Here is a 21,067-nt window from a genome sequence, read left to right on the forward strand (position 1 = left end):
ATGGACCGCCGCATTTTCGGGCTGGAGAACGAGTACGGCGTCACGTGCACGTTCAGGGGACAGCGCCGCCTGTCGCCTGACGAGGTGGCGCGGTACCTCTTCCGCCGTGTCGTGTCATGGGGCCGCAGCAGCAATGTCTTTCTGCGAAACGGCGCCCGCCTCTATCTCGACGTCGGGTCACATCCGGAATACGCGACACCCGAATGTGACAATGTGACCGAACTGGTCACCCACGACAAGGCCGGCGAGCGCATTCTCGAAGGACTCCTGGTGGACGCGGAACGACGCCTGCACGAGGAGGGAATCGCGGGCGACGTCTACCTCTTCAAGAACAACACCGACTCGGCGGGCAACTCCTACGGTTGCCACGAGAACTATCTGGTGGCGCGGCACGGGGAGTTCTCCCGGCTCGCGGACATCCTCATTCCGTTCCTGGTCACGCGCCAGCTTCTGTGTGGGGCGGGCAAGGTCCTGCAGACTCCGCGCGGGGCCGTGTACTGCGTCAGCCAGCGGGCCGAGCACATCTGGGAGGGCGTCTCCTCGGCGACGACCCGCTCCCGGCCGATCATCAACACGCGCGACGAGCCGCACGCCGATGCCGAGCGTTACCGTCGGCTGCACGTCATCGTCGGCGACTCGAACATGTCCGAGACGACGATGCTGCTCAAGGTCGGAGCCACCGACCTGGTGCTGCGCATGATCGAGGCGGGCACGGTGATGCGCGACCTGACCCTGGAGAACCCGATCCGGGCGATCCGCGAGGTCAGCCACGACATCACGGGCCGTCGCAAGGTGCGCCTGGCCAGTGGCCGGGAGGCCTCGGCGCTGGAGGTGCAGCGCGAGTACTACGAGAAGGCCGTGGACTTCTGTGAGCGCCGCGGCATCCGCACCGGCACCGTCGAGCAGGTCCTGGAGCTGTGGGGCCGCACGCTGGACGCGATCGAGGCCGAGGACCTCGACCGGATCGGTACCGAGATCGACTGGGTGATGAAGTACAAGCTCATCGAGCGGTACCGGGCCAAGCACAACATGACGATGTCCCACCCGCGGGTCGCGCAGATAGACCTCGCCTACCACGACATCCATCGCCGTCGTGGTCTGTACTACCTGCTGGAGAGGAAGGGTCAAGCAACCCGTATCTGCAACGACTTGAAGATCTTCGAGGGCAAGTCGGTGCCCCCGCAGACCACCAGGGCGAGGCTGCGCGGTGACTTCATTCGCAGGGCCCAGGAACAGCGCCGTGACTTTACGGTCGACTGGGTGCACCTGAAGTTGAACGACCAGGCACAGCGCACGGTGTTGTGCAAGGACCCGTTCCGTTCGGTGGACGACCGGGTGGAGAAGTTGATCGCCGGAATGTGAGCGACGCGTTCCGCACACAGTGTCGGAACGCAACACGGGCGCCGTACGTTTCCCGTACGGCGCCCGTTCCACGCCGTAGAGTTGCGCGCACGCCATCAACAAGATCGACCGATTACGAGGCCTTCACCGTGCGCCGACGTTCACTCATCCTTGCCGCAGTACCCGCTGGACTGGTCACGATCGCCGGATGCGGTGAGGACGAGTCCGCCTCGAGCAAGGCGAGCGCCGGCGCGTCGCCGTCGGCCTCGGCCACGTCGTCCGTTCCACCGCCGAAGATCGTCGACGGTCCGCTGCCGGCGATCACCGCCGGCACCACGTTCGGCGAGAAGCCGACGGTCGCCAAGGGCACCGGCGATCCGTCCGGCCAGCTCGCGGTCAAGACGGTGATCGCGGGCGGCGGCCAGACGGTCGCGGAGAACGACTACATCCAGGCGCACTATCTGGGGCAGATCTGGGACACGGCGAAGGTCTTCGACAACTCCTACGACCGCAAGACGCCGCTGGTCATCCAGCTGGCCCAGGGCAGCATCATCGACGGCTGGCGGTATGCCCTGACGGGGAAGAAGGCCGGTAGCCGGGTTCTGTTCTCGGTGCCGCCGACCTGGGGTTACGGCAAGGACGGCAACTCGCAGGCGGGCATCAAGGGCACCGACACGCTGGTGTTCGTGGTCGACGTGCAGGCGACCTTCAACGCGAAGAGCTCCGCGAAGGGCACGGACGTCGCCCAGAACGACGCGGACCTGCCCAAGGTCGGTACGAACACCGACGGCAGCGCGCCCTCCATCGAGGTGCCCAAGGTGGACCCGCCCAAGGAGCTCGTGGCGAACTACGTCATCGAGGGCGCCGGCGCCGAGGTGGGGGCCGAGGACAGTGTCCTGGTGCAGTACAAGGGCGTGCTGTGGGACACCGGCAAGGAGTTCGACTCGACGTACGGCCGCAAGGCGCTGACGTCGTTCGGGCTGTCGCAGGTCGTCAAGGGGTGGGCGCAGGGCCTGACCGGCAAGAAGGTGGGCAGCCGGGTGCTGATCGTGGTTCCGCCGGACCTGGGTTACGGCGACAACCCGCCGAGTGGCAGCGGCATCAGCAAGGACTCCACGATGGTTTTCTCCGTGGACATCCTCGCGAAGATGTGAGGCCCGGAAGGTGTAAGACTGTGACCGTTGCCTTACCGAAGACAAGCAGGAGCTAGAGACGTGAGCATCGAGAAGCCTGAGATCGACTTCCCGGGTGGCGAGCCCCCGGCGGACCTCGAGATCAAGGACATCTGGGAGGGCGACGGTCCCGTGGCGGAGGCGGGTCAGACCGTCACCGTGCACTACGTGGGTGTCGCCTTCAGCACGGGTGAGGAGTTCGACGCCAGCTGGAACCGGGGCACTCCGTTCCGCTTCCCGCTGGGTGGCGGCCGTGTCATCAAGGGCTGGGACCAGGGTGTGCAGGGCATGAAGGTCGGTGGCCGTCGCCAGCTGACCATCCCCGCCCACCTCGCCTACGGCAACCAGAGCCCGACCCCGGCGATCAAGCCCGGTGAGACTCTGATCTTCGTGGTCGACCTCCTCGGAGTCTGATCGCGGGGGACCGGACCCGATCACCTGGGGCCCATGCCTGTCCGGGCATGGGCCCTCGGCTTTTGCCGTGGCACCGCGGAGCGGTACGGTCATCGGTCGGAAGCACCATAGGGAAGGTGAAGGGCGTCGATGGCCATTGCCAAGGCCGAGCGGCTGATGAACCTGGCGCTGTGCCTGCTGGGGACACGGCGGCCGCTCAGCAAGCGCGAGCTGCGCGAGTCCATCGAGGCGTATCTGGAAGCCGGCTCGGACGACTCCTTCAACCGCATGTTCGAGCGGGACAAGGACGACCTGCGTGAGCTGGGCCTGGTCATCGAGACCGTCGACAACCTCGACGGCGAGGTCGGCTACCTGGCCCGCCGCGACAGCAACAGCCTGCCGCCCATCACTCTCGACGCCGAGGAGGCCGCCGCACTCGGGCTGGCCGCCAAGGTGTGGCAGCAGGCGCGGCTGGCGGGCGCGGCCAGCGGCGCCCTGCAGAAGCTGCGGGCGGCCGGGCTGCCCGAGGACGTCGACCCGTACGAGGCCCATGGCGCCCTGGAGCCGCGCATCCCGGTGCACGAGGCCGCCTTCGAGCCGCTGATGCTGGCCTGCCGCGACCGCCGGCCGGTCGTGTTCGACTACCGCAAGGCCACCGCCGCCCACCCCGAGCCCCGGCATGTCGAGCCGTGGGCCCTGGAGTGCTGGCGCGGCCACTGGTACCTGGCGGGCTGGGACCGCGACCGGGGCGCCGAGCGTGTGTTCCGGCTGTCCCGGATCACCGGCAAGGTGCGCAGCCGCAGCGGCCGCTTCACCGCCGAGGTCCCCGACGTGGTCACCGTGCGTGAGACCGTGGCGAGCTGGGCGGGGGAGACCGCCGACCGCAGCGCGCTGATCCGGCTGCGTTCGGGCGCGGGGTACCCCCTTCGGGCGAAGGCCGGCGCGGTGCGGGAACTCGGTGACGGCTGGGACGAGTTGGAGATTCCGTACGGGCACGGGCTGGACGCCTGGCTGGTGGAGTTCGGGCCGGACGTGGTGGTCCTGGAGCCCGCGGAGCTGCGGGCCGACGTGGTGGACCGGCTGCGCGCCGTGGCCAAGGGCTGAGGGGGAGCGAGCAACACAGTGGCAGGCAAACCGGTCAGGCCCACGAACGCCATCGACCAGACCCGGCGGATGCTCTCCCTGGTGACGTATCTCAGGGAGCGCCCGGGCGCCCGGATCGAGGACGTCGCGCGTGCCTTCGGGATCACCGAGGACGAGCTGGTCTCGGACCTCGACGTGCTGCCCATGTGTGGCACCAGCTTCCGCGGCGGCGACCTGCTCGACATCGACACCGACGGCGAGCGCATCTGGTGGCACAACCCGGCCGCGCTGGGGGCGGACGCGGCCGAGCCGCTGCGGCTGGCCGCCGACGAGGCGACCGCGCTGCTGGTGGCCGCCCGGGCCGTGTCGACCCTGCCGGGGCTGCGCGAGAGCGACCGGCAGGCGCTGCTGCGGGCCACCGCCAAGGTGGAGGCCTCGGCCGGCGAGGCGGCCGGGGCCAGCTCCCGGCTGTCGGTGACCTTCGAGTCCGAGGGCGGTGTCTTCGCCGACGTCGACCGGGCGATCTCCGAGCGCCGCCGCCTGTGGATCCGCTACTACTCGCCGGCGCGCGACGAGGTCACCGAGCGTGAGATCGACCCCATCCGGCTGGTCAGTGTCGGCCACACCTATGTCGAGGCCTGGTGCTACCGCTCGGAGGGCCGCCGCACCTTCCGGCTCGACCGGGTCGCCGAGATCAGGGTCCTCGACGAGCCGTCCGCGCCGCCCGAGGTCGAGCTGCGGGACCTGTCGGAGGGGCTGGTCCAGCCCGCCGCCGAGGATCCGGAGGTCGTCGTCGAGGTCGGCCCCGGCGGCCGCTGGGTCGCCGAGTACTACCCGCACGACAGCGCGGACGAGCTCCCGGACGGTGGCCTGCGTATCACCCTGCGTACGCCCGATCCTGCCTCGCTCAGACGGCTGGCGCTGCGGCTCGGCCGCGACGGCCGGATCGTCTCGCCGCCCGAGCTGGCCGACAGCGCCCGCCGGGCGGCCCGCGAGGCGCTGGCGGCGTACGACGGGCTCGACGAGAGCGACGGGATCGCGGCGCGAGGGCCGCACGAGGTGCGCGACGGGCAGTACGACAGGCAGGAGCAGGGGCTTTGAGCGAGTCGGTGACGTCCGCGGTGCGGGGAATGTCGGTGGCGGCGGCGTTCGCCGGGATGAGGAGCGTGGCGCCGGTCGTGTTCAGGGCCGGCTGCCCGGACTGCCGGGGCCGCTTCGAGCTCGCCGCGAGCGCCCTGCGCCTGGCCATCGGCGCCACCAGCCGCACCACCTTCTACTCCTTCACCTGCCCCGACTGCGGTGTGTCCGTCCGCAAGCCGGCGGGTGAGCGCATCGTGGAGCTGCTGACCGGGGGCGGGGTCAGCACGCTGCGGCTGCACTCGACGTAGGAGCGTGTGCGCCGGGCGGTGAGGGACCAACTAGGCTCGGCGCCATGTTCTGGCCGATGTTCGCGGTAGCCGTGGGTTTCCTGGGTCTTGTCGTTCTCGGTGTGCTCGCCGTCCGGGTGTTCCTGGAGGCGCAGCGCCTCGGCCGGCAGGTCGCGGACTCGGCGCGCCGCATCAACAGGGCGGCCGGGGATCTGGAGAAGGCGGCTGTGAGCACGGCCCGGGCTGTGGACTCGATGTGAGTCCTGCTGTGGTGCTCCTGTGAGTCCGGAGTTGGATGCGTTTTGGGGGACTTCGCCCTGTCACCCCGGCCGTGGGGGCAGGTACGCTGCTGGTCGCGGTGCGGAGAACGAGGCCCACATCGCGAACCGGGAGTACGCACGGGGATTGCCTCCCGTTCACCCCTGAGCGTTACGATCGCTGACACACGATCGTTCGGACATCTGTCCGACCGGTCGGACAGCGTCCCACCCAGCCGCCTCGGTGAGAAGGTAAAGATTATGTTCGGAAGGCTCGGAGCTCCCGAGATCATTCTCATCCTCGTCGTCATCATCCTGCTGTTCGGCGCGAAGAAGCTTCCGGACATGGCGCGCTCGCTCGGCAAGTCCGCGCGGATCCTCAAGAGCGAGGCCAAGGCCATGAAGGAAGAGGGCGGCAGCAGCTCCGCCCAGACGCCCACCACCGACGAGCAGCCCTCGGCTCAGCGCACCATCCAGGCCGCCCCCGGCGACGTGACCAGCTCCCGCCCGGTCGCCGAGCCGACGGACACGACCAAGCGCTGACGCAGGGCCGGTGACCTCCGGCCCGCCGCACGAGATGGGAACGTGGGTTGCTGAAGTCCGCCCGCAGTCAGGAGAAGGACCCAGAGGGGCGGATGCCCCTCGCGGAACACCTTCGTGAGCTCCGCAACCGGCTCGCGAAGGCGATGCTCGCCATCGTCATCGTGACGGTCGTCGCCGCCTTCTTCTACAACGACATCATCAACTTCCTCACCAAGCCGATCCTCGACTCGGTCGGCTGCGGGAAGACCACCTTCGAGGAACTGGCGAAGTCGACGTCCAACGAGAAGTGCGCGCGGATCACCATCAACGGTCTCCTCGCCCCCTTCACGCTGGCCCTTCAGGTCTCCCTGATGGCCGGCGTCGTGTTCGCCGCTCCCGTCTGGCTCTACCAGCTGTGGGCGTTCGTCGCGCCGGGTCTGCACCGGAGCGAGAAGAAGTACGCGCTCTCCTTCGTGGGGACCGGCTTTCCGCTGTTCCTCGGCGGCGCCTACTTCGCGTACCGGGTGCTGCCCACCACCGCCGCCGTGCTCATCGACTTCACGCCCAGCGGCGTCGACAACCTGCTGCCGCTCGACGACCTGCTCCAGTTGGTCACGCGCATGGTGGTCGTCTTCGGGCTCTCCTTCGAGCTGCCCCTGCTGCTGGTGATGCTCAACCTGACCGGCGTCATCACCGGCCGGCGCATGCTCGGCTGGTGGCGCGGCATGATCATGGGCATCACGGTGTTCGCGGCCGTGGCCACGCCCAGCACCGACCCCATCTCCATGTTGGCGCTGGCCGGACCGATCTGGGTGCTGTACTTCGGCGCGGTCGCCTTCTCGCTGCTCAACGACAAGCGCAAGCGCCGCCGTGAGGCCGAGGGTCCTGCCGACGACGAGGCCTCCGACCTGGATCTCACGCCCGAGGACATCGGCGAGGCCGAGTCCGTGTCGGTCGGCCGTGCGCTGCCGGAGCAGACGAGCACGGACCGGGTGAACGGGTACGACGACGTGACCTGACGGGCAGGCGGCAGCTCGCGGGTCACTCCGGTGACCGGCGACCCATCCGCTTCGTCCACTCCACCGCGGAAGCGGCCGGGGCGCCCACATGGCGCGGCCGGCCGCTTCCGCGTTGCGGGGACCGACCGTGCGGTCGCGGGGACCGACCGTGCCCCCCCACACCCCGGGGCACGTCGCTCCCAGGGCCGTGAGCTGCGTGGATCCCGGGTTTCACCGGCACCGATCCGGATAATGATCGTCCTGTTGTCAGTGCGGCCCGGTACGCTCGAAAGCACGATGACAGAGGACCTCTCACCGGCCGAGCGGTACGCCGCAGCACGCAGGCGCGCTGCCGAGCAGGCCACCGCGCTCGCCTCCTTCCGCGAGATGTACGACTTCGGCCTCGACTCCTTCCAGATCGAGGCCTGCCAGGCGCTCGAGGCGGGGAAGGGCGTGCTGGTCGCGGCGCCCACCGGATCGGGCAAGACGATCGTGGGCGAGTTCGCCGTCCACCTCGCCCTGCAACAGGGCAAGAAGTGCTTCTACACGACACCCATCAAGGCGCTGTCGAACCAGAAGTACGCCGACCTGTGCCGCCGTTACGGCACGGGCATGGTCGGTCTTCTGACCGGCGACAACAGCATCAACCCCGACGCCGCGGTGATCGTGATGACCACCGAGGTGCTGCGGAACATGCTGTACGCCGGCTCGCAGACCCTCCTCGGCCTGGGCTATGTGGTCATGGACGAGGTGCACTACCTCTCCGACCGCTTCCGCGGCGCGGTGTGGGAAGAGGTGATCATCCACCTCCCCGAGTCGGTCACCCTCGTCTCGCTGTCGGCGACCGTGTCCAACGCCGAGGAGTTCGGCGACTGGCTCGACACCGTCCGCGGCGACACCGAGGTGATCGTCTCCGAGCACCGGCCCGTGCCGCTGTTCCAGCACGTGCTCGCCGGGCGCAGGATGTACGACCTGTTCGAGGAGGGCGAGGGCCACAAGAAGGCCGTCAACCCCGACCTCACGCGCCTGGCCCGCACGGAGGCGAGCAGGCCGTCGTACCAGGACCGCAGACGCGGCCGCGCCATGCGCGAGGCCGACCGCGAGCGCGAGCGCCGGCAGCGCTCGCGCATCTGGACGCCGAGCCGGCCCGAAGTCATAGAACGCCTCGACGCCGAGGGACTGCTGCCCGCCATCACGTTCATCTTCAGCCGCGCGGCCTGCGAGGCCGCCGTACAGCAGTGCCTGCACGCGGGGCTGCGGCTGAACGACGACGAGGCACGGGCGAAGGTGCGCGACATCGTCGAGGAGCGCACCGCCTCCATCCCGTCCGAGGACCTGCATGTCCTGGGCTACTACGAGTGGCTGGAGGGCCTGGAGCGCGGCATCGCCGCCCACCACGCGGGCATGCTGCCGACGTTCAAGGAGGTCGTCGAGGAGCTGTTCGTACGCGGCCTGGTGAAGGCCGTGTTCGCCACCGAGACCCTCGCCCTCGGCATCAACATGCCCGCCCGCTCCGTGGTGTTGGAGAAGCTCGTCAAGTGGAACGGCGAGCAGCACGCCGACATCACCCCCGGCGAGTACACCCAGTTGACCGGTCGCGCCGGCCGGCGCGGCATCGACGTGGAGGGCCACGCGGTCGTGCTGTGGCAGCGCGCCATGAACCCCGACCATCTGGCGGGCCTCGCCGGCACGCGCACGTACCCGTTGCGCTCCAGCTTCAAGCCGTCGTACAACATGGCGGTCAACCTGGTCGAGCAGTTCGGCAGGCACCGCTCACGCGAACTCCTCGAGACGTCCTTCGCGCAGTTCCAGGCCGACAAGTCGGTCGTCGGGATCTCCCGCCAGGTGCAGCGCAACGAGGAGGGCCTGGAGGGCTACAAGGCCTCCATGACCTGTCACCTCGGTGACTTCGAGGAGTACGCGCGGCTGCGCCGCGAACTCAAGGACCGGGAGACCGAGCTGGCCCGGCAGGGCGCGGCCCAGCGGCGCGCCGAGGCCGCCGTAGCGCTGGAGAAGCTCAAGCCGGGAGACGTCATCCATGTGCCGACCGGCAAGTACGCCGGTCTGGCGCTGGTGCTGGACCCAGGGCTGTCCGCCGGCCGGTCCAACGGTCATCGGGGCTTCGAGCACCACGACGGGCCGCGGCCGCTGGTGCTGACCGCCGAGCGGCAGGTCAAGCGGCTCGCCTCGATGGACTTCCCGGTGCCCGTCGCGGCGTTGGAGCGGATGCGGATCCCGAAGTCCTTCAACCCGCGTTCGCCGCAGTCCCGTCGCGACCTCGCGTCCGCGCTGCGCACCAAGGCCGGGCACATCCCGCCGGAGCGGGCCCGCAAGCAGCGCTCCCAGGCCGCCGACGACCGGGAGATCGCCCGGCTGCGCACCGCGCTCCGAGCCCACCCCTGCCACGGCTGCAACGACCGTGAGGACCACGCCCGCTGGGCCGAGCGCTACCACCGGCTGCTGCGTGACACCTCGCAGCTGGAGCGCCGCATCGAAGGCCGGACGAACACGATCGCCCGCACCTTCGACCGCATCGTCGCGCTCCTCACCGAGCTCGACTACCTGCGCGGCAACGAGGTGACCGAACACGGCAAGCGCCTCGCCCGGCTCTACGGCGAACTCGACCTGCTGGCCAGCGAATGCCTGCGCGCCGGCGTCTGGGAGGGACTCGCCCCGGCCGAACTCGCCGCGTGCGTCTCGGCGCTGGTGTACGAGGCACGGGTCGGCGACGACGCGATGGCGCCGAAGCTGCCCTCCGGCAAGGCCAAGGCCGCGCTCGGCGAAATGGTCCGCATCTGGGGCCGGCTGGACGCGCTGGAGGAGGACTTCCGGATCAACCAGACCGAGGGCGTCGGCCAGCGCGAGCCGGACCTCGGCTTCGCCTGGGCCGCGTACATGTGGGCGTCCGGCAAGGGCCTCGACGAGGTGCTGCGCGAGGCGGAGATGCCGGCGGGAGATTTCGTGCGGTGGTGCAAGCAGGTGATCGATGTGCTCGGTCAGATCTCCGCGGCTTCTCCTGCGGCGGGCTCGACGGTGGCGAAGAGTGCGCGGAAGGCTGTTGATCTGTTGCTGCGGGGGGTTGTTGCCTACTCGTCGGTGGGGTGATTGTCCGGGTGGCGGGTGCGGGTTGTGTGGGGCTGGTCGCGCCCACGCGGCGGAGCCGCATATGTCACAGCCCCGCGCCCCTTGGGTGAGCGGTCCTGACCGGCGCTCACATATGAACGCCAGCTGCCGTAGGACGTGATGTCCTCGGCGCCCCGCAACGCGCTGGGTTCGCAGAGGAACCCTGGGACGTGGCTGCCGTCCGCCAGTTCCACGCTGCCCAGGGCCATCGGGTGGGGGAGGGCGGCCAGCAGGCGGCCCAGGCCGTCCGCCGGCAGGCGCCACACCTCCGTCTCGATCTCGGCCCCGCCCTCGCCGACGTGGACCAGGCCCGGCTTGGGCGGGTCGGTCCGCAGGGCGTGCAGGCGGTAGCCGGGCGCGGTGGTGGTCGTGCGGTCGAGGCGGGCGCCGAGGGCGAGGAGCTGGGGGTTGAGGGGCTGGCCCGTCAGGTGCGCGCCCACCACGGCGAGCCGGGTCTCCGGTTGCAGCAGAGCGGCGATCCTTGCCAGCCGCTCGTCCGTGAACGCCCGGCCCACCAGCATCACGCCGAAGGGCAGGCCGTTCGCCTCGCCCGCCGGGACGGCGACCGCGGCCAGGTCGAAGAGGTTGGTGGAGTTGGTGAAGCGGCCCAGGCGGGCGTTGGCGCCCAGCGGGTCGGCGGCGACCTCGGCGAGGGTGGGGTGGCCCGGTGCGGTGGGCAGCAGCAGGGCGTCCGAGTCGGCGAGCTCCGCGAGCGCGCGGGTGCGCAGGGCGGCAAGGCGGTCCTGGTCGGCGTAGAGCTGATGGGCCGGGATGTCCCGGGCGCGGGTGATGATGCCGGCCACGGTGGGGTCGAGGCCCTCGCCACCCGCTGCGATCAACTTGTCGACAAAGCTCCCTACCGCCGTGTACCGCTCGGCGACGAACGCGCTCCCGTAGAGCATGGCGGCGGCCTCGGTGAACGGGGAGAGGTCGACGGTCCGTACGTCGGCGCCCGCCGCCGCGACCTGCGCGACGGCCGCCTCGTAGGCCTCGGTCCAGCCCGCGTCGAGCTCCCCCAGCTGCTCCGGCGCCGGGACCGCGACGCGCCACGGGCCAGGAGCACGTGAGGGAAGCGCCGGGAGGACGCGGTCGGGCGGTGACGCCATGTGCGCCAGCGCCTCCTCGGCCTCCGGGAGCGTACGGGCGAACACCGTCACGCAGTCGATCGAGGCGCAGGCCGGGACCACGCCGGTCGTCGGGACCAGGCCGCGGGTGGGCTTGAGGCCGACGATGCCGTTGAAGGCGGCCGGGACCCGGCCCGAGCCCGCGGTGTCCGTGCCGAGCGCGAGGTCGACGATCCCGAGGGCCACCGCGACGGCCGAGCCGGAGCTGGAGCCGCCGCTGACCCGCTCCGGATCGTGCGCGTTCCGGACCGCGCCGTAGGGGGAGCGGGTGCCCACCAGGCCCGTCGCGAACTGGTCCAGGTTCGTGGTGCCGAGCACGAGCGCGCCGGCCGCGCGGAGCCGGGCGACGACCGGGGCGTCGGCCTCCGGCGCGTAGGCGTACGCGGGGCAGCCGGCGGTCGTGGGCAGGCCGGCCACGTCGATGTTGCCCTTCGCGGCCAGCAGGCGTCCGGCGAGCGGGAGCCGTTCACCGGCGGCCACGCGCTTGTCGATCGCCCGGGCCTCGGTCTCGACCTCCGCGCGCGGCCGCAGGTCGATCCAGATCTCGGGGCGGCCGACGGCCGCGATGCGGGCATAGGCGGCACGGACTCGGGACAGGGTGGGGGACATACGTGCTCCTCGGATCTCAGCTCGTGGCCGGGGCCAGGACGACCAGTGCCGTCCCCGCCTCCACCTGGTCGCCGGGTCTGGCCAGGACCTCGGCGACCACTCCGGCGGCCGGGGCGTGCACCCTGGACTCCATCTTCATCGCCTCCAGGGCGAGCAGCGGCTGTCCGGCCGCCACCTCGTCGCCCGGTTCGACGTTCACCTGCCAGACGGACGCGGCGAACTCGGCCTCGATCAGCCGCCCGCCCGCCGGGACCGTCACCTCGGCCGCAGGCGCCACGGGCGCGGCCGCCGCCTCCGCCCGGGTGAACTCGCCCGCCGCCTCCCACGCGTCCCGCTCCGCCGCGAACGCCGTCTGCTGCCGTGACCTGAACTCCCCGATGGATTCGGCGTGTTCGGCCAGGAACGTCCGGTACCCGGCGAGCGAGAAGGTCCCCTCCTCGATGCGGGGCACGAAGCGGCCGGAGGTGATGTCGGCGCGCAGGTCGAGGAGTTCGTCCGCGTCGACCGGATACCACTTGATCCGGTCGAAGAAGCGGAGCAGCCAGGGCGAGCCCGGCTCGAACGCGCCGCGCTGCTGCCAGGCCGACCACACCTGGGTCGTACGGCCCACGAACTGGTAGCCGCCGGGGCCTTCCATGCCATAGACGCACAGGTAGGCGCCGCCGATGCCGACCGAGTTCTCGGCCGTCCAGGTGCGCGCCGGGTTGTACTTCGTCGTCACCAGGCGATGGCGGGGGTCGAGGGGAGTCGCCACCGGGGCGCCCAGATAGACGTCGCCCAGGCCCAGGACCAGGTACTCCGCGTCGAAGACCGTGCGGTACACGTCCGCCACCGACTCCAGACCGTTGACCCGGCGGATGAACTCGATGTTCCACGGGCACCAGGGGGCGTCGTCGCGCACGCCCGCCATGTAGCGGGCGATCGCCTCCCGGGTCGCCGGGTCGTCCCAGGAGAGGGGGAGGTGCACGGTGCGGGACGGGACGACCAGTTCGTCGGTGGGTGGGAGCGCGGCGGCCATCTCCCGTACCACGGCCAGGAGTTCGGGCTGGGGGAGGCGGTGCGGGTCCGCGTGGATCTGGAGGGAGCGGATGCCGGGGGTGAGATCGGTGACCCCGTCGAGCCCGGCCTCGGCCACCGCCTCCATGAGGGCGTGGACGCGCATGCGCAGCGCCAGGTCCAGCTGCATGGGGCCGAACTCGACCAGCAGGTTGTCGTCGCCGCTGCGCCGGTAGGTCACGTCGCCGTCCCGGGCCAGCACCCCGCCGTCCACGATCTCCGGCCGCGGTGCGCCGGCGACGTCCACGGGCTTGAAGCGCACCGTGTCGCCCGGCCGCAGCTGGCCCAGCTTCCACCGCTCGGCGCTCAGTACCGTCGCCGGGCACACGAACCCGCCCAGCGAGGGGCCGTCGGGGCCGAGCAGCACCGGCATGTCGCCGGTGTAGTCGACGGCGCCGACGGAGTACGGGGTGTCGTGGATGTTGGACGGGTGCAGGCCCGCCTCGCCGCCGTCGGTGCGGGCCCAGCGCGGCTTGGGGCCGACCAGGCGTACGCCGGTGCGCGCCGAGTTGAAGTGGACCTTCCAGTCGGCGGCGTAGAAGTCGCGGATGTCGTCCTCGGTGAAGAACTCCGGTGCCGCATGGGGGCCCTCGGCGACGCCGATGTGCCACAGCGAGCCGTAGGCCGGCCGGTCGGTCCCCGGCACCGGTGTGCCCTCGGTGACGGTCCCGCCGTGCAGGACGTCGCCCGTGCGCAGCGCCCGGCCGCCGTGTCCGCCGAAGCGGCCCAGGGTGAAGGTGCTCGCGCTGCCGAGGAAGGCGGGCACGTCCAGGCCGCCGCCCGCGAACAGGACGTAGGTGCGCAGGCCGTGCTCGGTGGGCGCCCCGATCGCGAGGACGGCATTCGCCGGCACCGTCACCGGCTCCCACTGCGCCACAGGCGTGCCGTCGACCGTCACCGGTGCCGGGGCGCCGGTCACGCACACCGTCGTGGGGTGGGTGAAACGCAGCGACGGCCCCTGGAGGGTGCACTCCAGACCCGGCGCGCCCTCGTGGTTGCCGAGCGCCCGGTTGCCGAGCCGGAAGGACAGGTCGTCCATCGGGCCGCAGGGCGGGACGCCGACCTGCCAGTAGCCGGTGCGGCCCGGCCAGTCCTGCACGGTGGTGAGCGTGCCGCCGGAGACGACCTCGACGCGGGGCGTCGGATCGGTGACGCGCGCGAGGGTCGCCGTCGAGTGGGCCGCGATCAGGAAGTCCCGGTCCGTCAGCGCGGCCCGCACCAGCCCCAGGTTCGTCTCGATGCCGTCGACGCGGGTGCGGGCCAGCGCCTCGTCGAGCCGCCGTAGTGCGTGGTCGCGGTCGGGGCCGTAGGCGATGACCTTCGCGAGCATGGGGTCGTACGACGTCGTCACCTCGGTGCCGGTCTCCACCCAGCCGTCGACGCGCACCCCGCTCGGGAACTCCACCCGGGTCAACAGGCCCGCGCTGGGCCGGTGTTCGCGTGACGGGTCCTCGGCGTACAGACGGGCCTCGACGGCGTGGCCGCGCGGGGTGCCCGGGTCGCGCACGACGTCCCGTTCGCCGCGGGCCAGACGCAGCATCCAGGCGACCAGGTCGACGCCGTAGACCTCCTCGGTGACCGGGTGCTCCACCTGGAGACGGGTGTTGACCTCCAGGAAGTACGCCTCCTCGCGGGCGGCGTCGTACACGAACTCGACCGTACCGGCGGAGCGGTAGCCGACGGAGGCGCACAGGTCGCGGGCGGACGCGGCGAGTCGTTCACGGACCTGCGGGGGGATCCCCGGCGCGGGCGCCTCCTCCAGGACCTTCTGGTTGCGGCGCTGGAGGGAGCAGTCGCGGTCGCCGAAGGTGACCACCCGGCCCTCGCCGTCGCCGAAGACCTGTACCTCGACATGGCGGGCGTGCTCGACGAGCCGCTCCAGAAAGACCCCGGCGGAGGAGAAGGACGCGGCGGCCACGCGCTGGACCCGGTCCCAGGCCTCGGTCAGTTCGTCGACCGAGTGACATGCCGACATGCCGATACCGCCGCCACCGCCGGTGGCCTTGAGCATCACGGGGTAGCCGATGCGCGCGGCCGCCTGCACCGCCTCCGTCGGCGAGGCCAGCAGCCCCGTCCCGGGCGCCAGCCGCACCCCGGCCGCCTCGGCCGCCGCCCGCGCGGTGTGCTTGGCGCCGAACAGCTCCAGCTGTTCGGGCGTCGGGCCCACGAACACGATCCCCGCGTCCTCGCAGCGGCGCGCGAAGGCCGCGTCCTCCGACAGGAAGCCGTAGCCGGGGTGGATCGCCCCCGCACCGGTGTCCTTGGCCGCCTTCAGCACCAGGTCGGCGTCGAGGTACGACTCCTTCGCGGGCGCCGGGCCGAGCCGCACCGCCTCGTCGGCGAGCCGGACGTGCGGGGCGGAGCGGTCGGCGTCGGAGTACACGGCGACCGTGCGCAGGCCGAGCTCGCGGGCCGTGCGGATGATGCGTACGGCTATCTCGCCACGGTTGGCGACCAGCAGCGTGGAGAAGGTCATGCGCCCGCCCCGGTGATCGTCATCTGCACGGCCGTCGGCTCGAAGCCGTTGCACGGGTTGTTGATCTGGGGGCAGTTGGAGACGAGGACCAGGACGTCGCGCTCGGCGCGCAGGGTGAGCGCCAGGCCCGGGGCGGAGATGCCGTCGACGATGCCGAGGGTGCCGTCCTGCTCGACGGGCACGTTCATGTACCAGTTGATGTTGGAGACGAGGTCGCGCTTGCCGAGGCCGTACCGGGCGCCTTCGGCGAGGAAGTTGTCCACGCAGGCGTGCTGCGACCAGGTGTGGTGGCCGTAGCGGAGGGTGTTGGACTCCTTGGAGCAGGCACCGCCGACCGTGTCGTGCCGGCCGACGTCGTCGGCGACCACGGTCATCAGCGGGGTGTGCTCGTTGGACAGCAGCACGCTGCCCGTGGTGAGGAAGATGTTGCCCTGCGCGTGGATGGTGTCGGGCGCGCTGTAGCGGACGGACGTGTCGTGGGCGTCGTAGACCAGGAAGTCGACGGCCTGGTTTCCGTGCAGGTCGGTGATGGTCAGCGTCTCGCCGGTGCGGACGACGGACGACCAGGCGGCGCGGGCCGCGACCACGGTCTTCGTGCTCATGCGAGCCCCCTCGCGGCGAGGAATTCGGCGGTGTTCAGGAAGGCGCGGCGACCCTCGGGCGTGGCGTCCCACAGGGGGTCGCCGGGCCTGGTCGCCTCGGCGCGCCAGGCGAGCACCTCCAGCGGGGTGCTGACGTAGTCCGGGCGGGGGTCGGCCGGGTGGGGCGCATTGGTGATCAGTACGGTCACGTCCTGTTCGGCGCGCAGTGTGACGCTGCCGCCCGGTCCCGCCGAGCCGGTGAAGTCGAGCGTGCCGTCGTCGCGGACCTTCACGCCCTGGAAGAACGACAGCGACGGTGGCAGGTCGCGCGGCTCGAGGCCGTTCTTGGCGGCGGCCAGTTTGAACAGCTCACGGCCTGCCGGGGAGGCGGACTGCGGGGTTCCGTCGCCGTACCGTTCGGTGTTCCGTACGAGCGTGGAGGTGCCGCACAGCGCGTCGTGCCGGCCGGAGGTGTCGGAGACGACCGAGGCGAGGACCCGGCCCTGGTCGGACAGGAGGAGCTGTCCCTCACCCAGGTACGCGTTCCACTGGACCTTGACCGTGTCGGCCACGTTGAGGCGCTCCCACGGCCGGTCGGCCACGAAGAGCAGCAGGTGTGCGCAGGCGTCGCCGCGCAGGTCGGTCAGGCGCAGCTCGGTGCCGCGCGCGAGGACCCGGTGCGTGTAGTTGCCGCCGGCCACCGTCTCGGCCCACACCAGGTGACCCGCCTCGCAGGGCGGCGTGGGCCAGTTCCCCGCCGGCACGACGGGCATGGCGTCGGTGCGCCTGCCCTCCTGGGCGCGCGCATGGGCGCGGGCTCCGTATGTGGTCGCTGTCGCCATCGCGGGACCTCCGGCTCGGGTTCGCTCGTGCGGCTTCACTTCGGTGTTCACTCGTGTCGGTGTTCACTCGTGCGGCTGCTTATTTCTGTCGCCCGACAGAAATTAGGTGCGGGTCGCGTCACCGGCATTGCCCCCGCGTTGCCGAGCGGTTACCGACCCCTCACGGAGATCGGCGGACGGGGCCGTGTGCGAGGATCGAACGCATGGGGACGGGCAGCGGGCGCAGGGTCGGCAGGCCGCGGGCCGCGCAGCGGCCGGACAGCGGTCTGGAGCCGCGCGCCGAACTGCTCTCCGCCGCCGCGGAGTTGTTCACCACGCGCGGCTACGCGGCCACGACGACACGGGCCGTCGCGGAGCGGGCGGGCATGCGGCAGGCGTCCATGTACCACTACGTCTCCGGCAAGGAGGAACTCCTCGCCGCGCTGCTGGAGTCCACGGTCACGCCGTCGCTGGCGTACGCCCGTGAACTGCTCGCCGACGACGCGACGCCGGCCGAGGGCCGGCTGTGGCGGCTGTGCCGGGCCGACGTCGAGCTGTTGTGCGGCGGCCCGCACAATCTCGGTGGCCTCTACCTCCTGCCCGAGGTGCGCACCGAGCGCTTCGCCGGCTTCCACGCCGTGCGCGCCGAACTCAAGGACACCTACCGGCAGTTGCTCGCCGCGACCGCCGCGGGCAGCGCGCTCGCCAAGAGCGGGCTCGATCTCCGTACGGACCTGGTGTTCGGGCTGATCGAGGGCGTCATCCTCGTCCACCGCTCCGACCCGGAGCGGCCGGTGTCGGCGTTCGCCGAGGCCACCGCTGACGCGGCGCTGCGTATCGCCGGGGTCTGAGCCCCGGATTCGCCTTGACTCATTACGGTGAGTGGTTTTCGCCTGCCCGTACGGCGTGACGCACCGTGTTCGATTCGGGGCTCAGCGTGCAAATGGGGCTGAGGGTACTCCTCTCGCGGGGGCGGTTTCAGGGGCTTGCTGAATATGACACGACGATGATCCGGTCGGACTAAGCTCGCCCGCAGCGCACCGAGTTGGGTGGTAATCGTGCGCTTGTTCCCAAATGTTTAGCAGATTCCGATTCGTTTCGAGGGCCTACATGGTGAGTGTTCAGTCCCCTCCAGATCGCCGCGACCTTCCGTTCGTACGTGTGCTGTTGCTGCCCGCCATACTGATGGCCGCGGCGACCGGGGCCGCTGTCGCCCTGGTGGCGAACTCGGCCCGGATCGCCGTCGGCCTGTGCGGCGGCGTCGCCACGCTCCTGGTGATCGCGGCCGGGGCCGAGGCGGTCCGCCGCGGCCGTCGGCTCCAGGAGGCACGCGCCGAGCACGCCCGTCACCGTGCGTATCTGGAAGGGTGTGTCGCCGCCCACGACGAGGTGAACCTCCGCGTCGCGAAGGAGGTCCTGCCCACCGCGCTGAAGGTGATGCGCGGCGGAAACAGCCCCCACGAGGTGATGCGGCACCTCATCAACTCGGATCCCGCCTACAGCGATCTCTCCGACGCGCACCGCACCGTGGTCAAGACGGTGCTCGACATCGTCGACCACCAGGAAATGATGCGCGACTCCGCGCAGCGCTCCTTCGTCAGCGTCGCCCGGCGCGTCCAGGCGATCGTCCACCAGCAGGCCAGTGAACTCCGGGAGATGGAGGAGGACCACGGCCGCAACCCCGAGGTCTTCGACGACCTGCTGCGCATCGACCACGGCACCTCGCTGATCGGCCGGCTCGCCGACTCCATCGCCGTCATCGGTGGCGGCCGCCCCGGCCGTCAGTGGCCCCAGCCCGTCCCGCTGTACAGCGTGCTGCGCGGCGCCATGTCCCGGATTCTGGAGTACCGCCGCATCAAGCTGGACTCCATCGCCAAGGTCAACATCCGTGGCATCTCCGTCGAGCCGCTCATCCACGCGCTCGCCGAACTCATGGACAACGCCACGCGTTACTCGCCGCCGCAGACCAACGTGCACGTCAACGCGGTCGAGGTGCAGACCGGCATCGCCATCGAGATCGAGGACGCCGGCGTCAGCCTCAGCGAGGAGGCCCGCGCCAAGGCCGAGGGCCTGCTGGAGGCCGCCAAGGCCGGCGTCGACGTCCAGGATCTCAGCGACACCCCACGCCTGGGCCTCGCCGTCGTCGGCCGTCTGTGCACGTCGTTCAACCTCCAGGTCTCGCTGCGGGCCTCCGCGTACGGCGGCGTCCGCGCCGTCCTCATCGTGCCGAGCGAGATGATGACCTCCGACCCGGCGCCCGGCTTCGCGCACGGCATCGGCGCCACCGCCGTGCCCAAGATCGAGCTCGGTGCGCTCGAGGGCCCCAAGCGGCCGCCCAAGAAGCGCCGCCCCACCAGCCCGCGTATCCCGGCCTCGGTCTCCTCGGTCTCCATGGAGGACGACGTGCCCGAGGTCACCGAGTGGACCGACAAGGGCCTGCCGCAGCGCCGCAGCCGGATGAAGACCCCGCTCGCCCAGCGGTTCGCCGAGGCCGCCGCATCCGAACGCGCGGCACGCGAGGGCAAGCCCGACATCTGGACGCAGGCCCAGGCCGAACCCAAGCCCAAGAAGGACGAGCGTGAGCCCGGTCTGTGGGTCGAGGCCTTCTGGGAGGGGCTCAAGAAGGACAACCCGGGCCCGGACCCGACCGACTTCACCCGCAACCCCACCGCGTACATGCATCTGATCAACAAGCCGGTCGGCCCCGAGGCCGACGACGAGGGGGATCTCAAGTGATCCAGCAGCGAGCGAACTTCGACTGGATGCTCAAGGAGCTCTACAAAAGCGTTCCAGGCATCGAGATGATCGTGGTGCTCTCGGCCGACGGACTGCGCATCGCCCGCTACGCCGGCGACCCGGACGCAGCCGACCGGGTCGCCGCGGCCTGTGCGGGTCTGCAGAGTCTGGCGAGCGCCGTCGCCCAGGAGATCCCGACCAGCGACGGCGAGATGAAGGTGGTCATCATCGAGCTGAACGGCGGCTACTTCTACCTGATGGCCGCCGGCGACAACGCCTATCTCGCGGTCCTCGCCGATGTGGTCTGCGAACCCGGGAACATGAGCGCCCACATGCGTGACCTCGTCGTCCGCATCGGATCCCATCTGACCAGTCCGCCCCGGCGCAACGGGCAGACCGTATGACTCCTCCGCAACGCCAGCGGCGACACCCCACGGAACCACCGCCCGTTCAGCCGGAGAAAGAGGGCGAGCGGAAGAACCCCGAACGGCTGTACGTCATCACCGGCCCGGACGGCGAGCGCGTGCCCCTCGACCTGGTGTCGTTAATCGTGGCGCGCGCCGAACCGCCCTCGTCCGCCACGCCGGAGCAGTCGGCGGTACTCCGGTTGTGCGCCAACCCGCTGTCCGTGGCCGAGCTGTCGGCCTACCTCAGCCTGCCGTTCAGCGTGGTGACCGTGCTGATCACCGAGATGCTGGCGGTCGAACTGGTACAGGTGCGCGCCCCGATCGTCCGCCAGCAGCTCCCTGACCGTTCCCTCCTCGAAGCGGTGATGCATGGACTTCAAAGGCTCTGACACGGTCCCCGGCCCACGGGCCGAGGACCATCTGCCGCACACGGCCGAGGCCGCGGCCAAGATCGTCATCGTGGGCGGCTTCGGCGTCGGCAAGACCACCATGGTCGGCGCGGTCAGCGAGATCAGGCCGCTGACCACCGAGGAGACCATGACCCAGGCCGGTATCGGAGTCGACGACAACTACGGCTCCGACACCAAGACGGCCACCACCGTGGCCATGGACTTCGGCCGCATCAAGATCACCGACCAGGTGGTGCTGTACCTCTTCGGCACCCCGGGCCAGGAACGCTTCTGGTTCCTGTGGAACGGGCTGTTCGAGGGCGCGCTCGGCGCCGTCGTACTCATCGACACCCGGCGGCTCGAGGTCAGCTTCGACGTCATGGGGCAGCTGGAGGAGCGCGGTGTGCCGTTCGTGGTCGCCGTCAACTCCTTTCCCGACGCACCCCGTTACCCCGTCGAGGACCTTCGCGCGGCACTCGACCTGGCGCCGGCGATCCCGATCATCGAGTGCGACGTCCGCCGCCGCGCCTCCAGCCGCGACGTCCTGCTGACCCTGATGCGCTTCCTGCACTCCATGGCCCTCTCCGGCAGCCTCATCTGATCACCGCACGC

At 70.8% G+C, this 21,067-nt stretch carries 19 protein-coding genes; 15 read left to right on the top strand and 4 right to left on the bottom strand.

Going from position 1 to position 21,067, the window contains the following annotated elements; all coding sequences use genetic code 11:
- The 10 genes from pafA to ACFY16_RS21910 all read left to right on the top strand — a co-directional run bounded on the left by pafA (position 1) and on the right by ACFY16_RS21910 (position 10,238).
- Complete coding sequence (gene pafA / locus ACFY16_RS21865; protein WP_340382033.1) at positions 1 to 1,362, top strand: Pup--protein ligase; 1,362 nt, start codon at positions 1 to 3, stop codon at positions 1,360 to 1,362.
- Between the two features lie 128 nt (positions 1,363 to 1,490).
- Positions 1,491 to 2,495 carry an FKBP-type peptidyl-prolyl cis-trans isomerase gene (locus ACFY16_RS21870; protein ID WP_390648809.1) on the top strand — a complete coding sequence of 335 codons (1,005 nt, stop codon included), beginning with the start codon at positions 1,491 to 1,493 and terminating at the stop codon, positions 2,493 to 2,495.
- A gap of 60 nt (positions 2,496 to 2,555) precedes the next feature.
- Complete coding sequence (locus ACFY16_RS21875; RefSeq protein ID WP_390648810.1) at positions 2,556 to 2,927, top strand: FKBP-type peptidyl-prolyl cis-trans isomerase; 372 nt, start codon at positions 2,556 to 2,558, stop codon at positions 2,925 to 2,927.
- A 129-nt stretch (positions 2,928 to 3,056) separates the two neighbouring features.
- On the top strand, positions 3,057 to 4,010 hold the full coding sequence (locus ACFY16_RS21880) for a helix-turn-helix transcriptional regulator (RefSeq protein WP_390648811.1): 954 nt from the start codon (positions 3,057 to 3,059) through the stop codon (positions 4,008 to 4,010).
- Between the two features lie 18 nt (positions 4,011 to 4,028).
- Positions 4,029 to 5,090 carry a helix-turn-helix transcriptional regulator gene (locus tag ACFY16_RS21885; protein WP_390648812.1) on the top strand — a complete coding sequence of 354 codons (1,062 nt, stop codon included), beginning with the start codon at positions 4,029 to 4,031 and terminating at the stop codon, positions 5,088 to 5,090.
- A complete protein-coding gene (locus ACFY16_RS21890; protein ID WP_390648813.1) occupies positions 5,087 to 5,377 on the top strand; it encodes a hypothetical protein in 291 nt (96 codons plus the stop codon). Before ACFY16_RS21885 ends, ACFY16_RS21890 begins: the two co-directional genes overlap by 4 nt.
- 44 nt (positions 5,378 to 5,421) lie before the next feature.
- Complete coding sequence (locus ACFY16_RS21895) at positions 5,422 to 5,616, top strand: hypothetical protein (protein ID WP_390648814.1); 195 nt, start codon at positions 5,422 to 5,424, stop codon at positions 5,614 to 5,616.
- A gap of 258 nt (positions 5,617 to 5,874) precedes the next feature.
- A complete protein-coding gene (gene tatA / locus ACFY16_RS21900; RefSeq protein ID WP_390648815.1) occupies positions 5,875 to 6,156 on the top strand; it encodes a Sec-independent protein translocase subunit TatA in 282 nt (93 codons plus the stop codon).
- Between the two features lie 47 nt (positions 6,157 to 6,203).
- The gene (gene tatC / locus ACFY16_RS21905) at positions 6,204 to 7,154 is read left to right on the top strand and encodes a twin-arginine translocase subunit TatC (protein WP_390648816.1); all 951 of its coding nucleotides are present in this window, start codon (positions 6,204 to 6,206) and stop codon (positions 7,152 to 7,154) included.
- A 231-nt stretch (positions 7,155 to 7,385) separates the two neighbouring features.
- Entirely contained in the window at positions 7,386 to 10,238 is a 2,853-nt protein-coding gene (locus ACFY16_RS21910) for a DEAD/DEAH box helicase (protein ID WP_390648817.1), read from the top strand.
- Here the strand turns inward: ACFY16_RS21910 and atzF are convergent.
- Genes atzF through ACFY16_RS21930 form a run of 4 tightly spaced genes read right to left on the bottom strand, consistent with a single transcriptional unit; the run spans position 10,220 to position 16,944 of the window.
- Positions 10,220 to 11,989, bottom strand: coding sequence for an allophanate hydrolase (gene atzF, locus ACFY16_RS21915; RefSeq protein ID WP_390648818.1), 1,770 nt, complete (start codon positions 11,987 to 11,989; stop codon positions 10,220 to 10,222). The genes ACFY16_RS21910 and atzF overlap by 19 nt on opposite strands.
- 16 nt (positions 11,990 to 12,005) lie before the next feature.
- On the bottom strand, positions 12,006 to 15,521 hold the full coding sequence (locus ACFY16_RS21920) for a 5-oxoprolinase/urea amidolyase family protein (protein ID WP_390648819.1): 3,516 nt from the start codon (positions 15,519 to 15,521) through the stop codon (positions 12,006 to 12,008).
- Positions 15,518 to 16,123 (bottom strand): urea amidolyase associated protein UAAP2, encoded by a 606-nt coding sequence (locus ACFY16_RS21925; RefSeq protein WP_390648820.1) that lies wholly within the window; start codon positions 16,121 to 16,123, stop codon positions 15,518 to 15,520. Before ACFY16_RS21925 ends, ACFY16_RS21920 begins: the two co-directional genes overlap by 4 nt.
- Positions 16,120 to 16,944, bottom strand: a complete 825-nt coding sequence (locus tag ACFY16_RS21930; RefSeq protein WP_390648821.1) for an urea amidolyase associated protein UAAP1 — start codon at positions 16,942 to 16,944, stop codon at positions 16,120 to 16,122. Before ACFY16_RS21930 ends, ACFY16_RS21925 begins: the two co-directional genes overlap by 4 nt.
- Positions 16,945 to 17,147: 203 nt before the next feature.
- On the opposite strand from ACFY16_RS21930, the gene ACFY16_RS21935 reads away from it, so the two are divergent.
- The 5 genes from ACFY16_RS21935 to ACFY16_RS21955 all read left to right on the top strand — a co-directional run bounded on the left by ACFY16_RS21935 (position 17,148) and on the right by ACFY16_RS21955 (position 21,056).
- Positions 17,148 to 17,774: a TetR/AcrR family transcriptional regulator gene (locus ACFY16_RS21935; protein WP_390648822.1), complete on the top strand. Its 627-nt coding sequence runs from the start codon at positions 17,148 to 17,150 to the stop codon at positions 17,772 to 17,774.
- Between the two features lie 259 nt (positions 17,775 to 18,033).
- Positions 18,034 to 19,659, top strand: coding sequence for an ATP-binding protein (locus ACFY16_RS21940; protein ID WP_390648823.1), 1,626 nt, complete (start codon positions 18,034 to 18,036; stop codon positions 19,657 to 19,659).
- The gene (locus ACFY16_RS21945; RefSeq protein ID WP_390648824.1) at positions 19,656 to 20,063 is read left to right on the top strand and encodes a roadblock/LC7 domain-containing protein; all 408 of its coding nucleotides are present in this window, start codon (positions 19,656 to 19,658) and stop codon (positions 20,061 to 20,063) included. Before ACFY16_RS21940 ends, ACFY16_RS21945 begins: the two co-directional genes overlap by 4 nt.
- Positions 20,060 to 20,455: a DUF742 domain-containing protein gene (locus ACFY16_RS21950; RefSeq protein ID WP_390648825.1), complete on the top strand. Its 396-nt coding sequence runs from the start codon at positions 20,060 to 20,062 to the stop codon at positions 20,453 to 20,455. The genes ACFY16_RS21945 and ACFY16_RS21950 overlap by 4 nt, the downstream gene beginning before the upstream one ends.
- A complete protein-coding gene (locus tag ACFY16_RS21955) occupies positions 20,436 to 21,056 on the top strand; it encodes an ATP/GTP-binding protein (protein WP_390648826.1) in 621 nt (206 codons plus the stop codon). The genes ACFY16_RS21950 and ACFY16_RS21955 overlap by 20 nt, the downstream gene beginning before the upstream one ends.
- The last annotated feature ends 11 nt before the right edge of the window (positions 21,057 to 21,067 follow it).

The sequence above is a fragment of the Streptomyces sp. NPDC001315 genome, assembly GCF_042896175.1.
Classification (GTDB): domain Bacteria; phylum Actinomycetota; class Actinomycetes; order Streptomycetales; family Streptomycetaceae; genus Streptomyces.